Annotated in this window: 2 protein-coding genes and 1 pseudogene; 2 read left to right on the forward strand and 1 reads right to left on the reverse strand. The window is 67.4% G+C overall.

Annotated elements, in window-relative coordinates:
- Window positions 1–258 precede the first annotated feature (258 nt).
- Window positions 259–1,124 (forward strand): IS5 family transposase gene (locus ACFW2E_RS45405; protein ID WP_384477635.1). Its coding sequence is split into 2 segments (ribosomal slippage): window positions 259–616 and window positions 616–1,124, totalling 867 coding nucleotides; the frame shifts between segments, so codons are not numbered across the junction.
- On the opposite strand, the gene ACFW2E_RS45410 is transcribed toward ACFW2E_RS45405, so the two are convergent.
- Window positions 1,009–1,431 (reverse strand): barstar family protein, encoded by a 423-nt coding sequence (locus ACFW2E_RS45410; RefSeq protein WP_384477638.1) that lies wholly within the window; start codon window positions 1,429–1,431, stop codon window positions 1,009–1,011. The two genes, ACFW2E_RS45405 and ACFW2E_RS45410, sit on opposite strands and share 116 nt — an antisense overlap.
- Window positions 1,432–2,259: 828 nt before the next feature.
- Here ACFW2E_RS45410 and ACFW2E_RS45415 point away from each other — a divergent pair.
- A pseudogene (locus ACFW2E_RS45415) lies at window positions 2,260–2,390 on the forward strand (transcriptional regulator); the annotation flags it as partial.

The following is a 2,390-nucleotide window of genomic DNA, read 5'->3' on the forward strand; positions in this document are numbered from 1 at the left end:
CTTCAGATGATGCTGGTGCAGCAGGTATGCGCCCAGGTCGCAGAACGCGCGCGTCCGTTCGTCCCTCGCCCACACCGCCTGAGTATTGGCCGTGCGGCTGACCCGGACCCGTCGAAAGACAGAAGCCAGGTCTTCGTCAGGGGCCCCCGCCCAACGGGACGACCACCTCTGCCACGTCCACTGCGTCGCCATGCCCCACCCTTTACGCTCGGGGCGCCTAGAGCGTGTCTCTTTGGTGGGCTGATCAGTTGATCGGACGTGTCCGTCCGGTTGGTGATCACTGATGCGATGTGGGTCCGGATCGAGCCGCTGATGCCGGCCGATCCGGTCCGCGGTCGACGGTGGGCCGACCACCGTCGCACTCTTGAGGCCATTGCGTGGAAGTACCGCACCTGTTCGCCCTGGCGGGACCTGCCGGAGGAGCTAGGGTCCTTCCAGACGGCCCACAAACGTCTCATCAGGTGGGCCATGGACGGCACCTGGGCACGGATCCTGGCCGCCATCCTGGCCAGCGCCGACGCTGATGACGACGTGGAGTGGACGGTCTCGGTGGACTCCACCGTCTGCCGGGCCCATCAGCACGCGGCCGGTGCTGTGAAAAGGGGGCTGCGCGACGGTCAGAACCCGACGACCACGCACTTGGACGTTCTCGTGGCGGCCTGAGTACGAAAGTACATCTGGCCAGCGATAACCGGGCGCGGCCGTTGGCTCTCTACGTCACTGCTGGTCAGGCGGGTGATGCTCCGGCATTCGAGGCCGTCATGGCCAGGATCCGCGTCCCGCGACGCGGACTCGGCAGGCCCCGGACTCGACCGGAGACCGTCCTCGCGGACCGCGCTTATTCTTCCCGCGCGATCCGCAGTCATCTGCGACGGCGGGGTATTCGCGCCGTCATCCCGCAGCCTGCCGACCAGGTCGGACACCGTCTACGGAGAGGGCGAGCCGGAGGCAGACCGCCAGGTTTCGATGCGGAGGCGTACAAGCAGCGCAACACCGTTGAACGGTGCATCAGCCGCTTGAAGCAATGGCGTGGTCTGGCGATGCGCACGGACAAGCTTGCCCTGGCCTACGAGGCTGCTTTGCACTTGGCGGCCATCCTGATCTGGTCCCGCTCGACGCAGTGATCAGAGCCGCTCGTGCACGACCAGTCGCGACTGCTTTCCCGAAAAGGCCGCTTCGGAGGGCTCGAGCCCCACTGTTCCGGGCAGCGAAGATCCCTCGCTTGTCCACGTGCACGACCAGGACGTCGTAGCTGTCGATGACCTCGGAGATACCCCGCGTCTGAATCGTGTCCCGCCAGGCTTCCGTGTTCCGACCGAACCACTCCGGCAGTCCGCAAGGCTCAGCCACGGCGTCCCAGAAGTCATCGAGTGTATCGATCGGCTTACCGCGCAGGTCAACCACCAGTTCCGACTCAGTCCTCTTGGCCATCAAGACAGAGTAATCGGCCCTCTTCCAACGTCAGAGCTCCAAAGAGACAGGCCCTAGCGCCCATGCCTTGCTCGAGTCAAGGGCCACCATGGATGGCCACGCCGGATTCCATCTCCAGTGTGCTCGCTCAGCGGCGCCCTGGGACGGCGAACGGCAACGGCCCCTGACGAAAAGACGGACGCTCCCCAGACTGATGACTCGGCTGCACAGCGCAGCGAGTTCGGCAAGGAGCCGTCATGAAACTTCCCCTCCGGCACAAGAAGCCAGCCGTCCTCATGGCCGGCACCGTCGTCACCGCTCTGGGAGGCGCAGTCGGTGCCCTCCTCACAGCGCAGGAGCTCCTCTCGCAGAACGGAACTATGGCGAGCGCCTGGTGCGGCGTCTCAACAGCGCTCCTGACGGCCTCGGCAGCGCTTCAACGCGCCCGCAGCCGCCGTCAGGACAGTAACGCAGGCCGCCCATGCCCGTGTGCCTGCACTCCGGAGGAGGACAGCTAGCCCGCCCGCTGCCACAAGCGGCGGCGCTGGAACCGAACGCGCGTGACGCCGCCCTACGCTGAGGGTCTCAACGGGGCCGTGCGCAGTGGTCGGCAAGCCCCGGGCCGGCGGCTTCCGCACTCCCGCACCCGTCTGAACGGGCGCCGACGGCCAGCGCCTGCCTGACCTCCCAGAAGACGAGCCGGTGACAACGTCCTCACACGTGCGGCAGTGCCACACGGGCCCAGACGGACTTGCCTGACGGGGAATGGGACGTCCAACCCCAGGCGCCGCTCAGGGCGTTGACGATGGGAAGTCCCCGGTGACGCTCGGCGAGCAGAGGAGGAGCAGCTCCGTGTCCCCGCCGCACGCCGGGCTGCGCGGCGAGCTGGTCGAGGGCCGCCTCGCCGCAGGCGCCGGCATCGCCTACGACCGGCCGCCCGTGCCCGGCCTCGAACAGCACGTCTGGGTCCTGGACGGTGC

Origin of the sequence: Streptomyces sp. NPDC058964 (assembly GCF_042741275.1) — a bacterium.
Taxonomy (GTDB): Bacteria; Actinomycetota; Actinomycetes; order Streptomycetales; family Streptomycetaceae; genus Streptomyces.

Bases quoted from the DNA above. Each gene is read 5' to 3' on its own strand.
- ACFW2E_RS45410 (WP_384477638.1), bottom strand. From the start codon at position 1,431: ATGGCCAAGAGGACTGAGTCGGAACTGGTGGTTGACCTGCGCGGTAAG.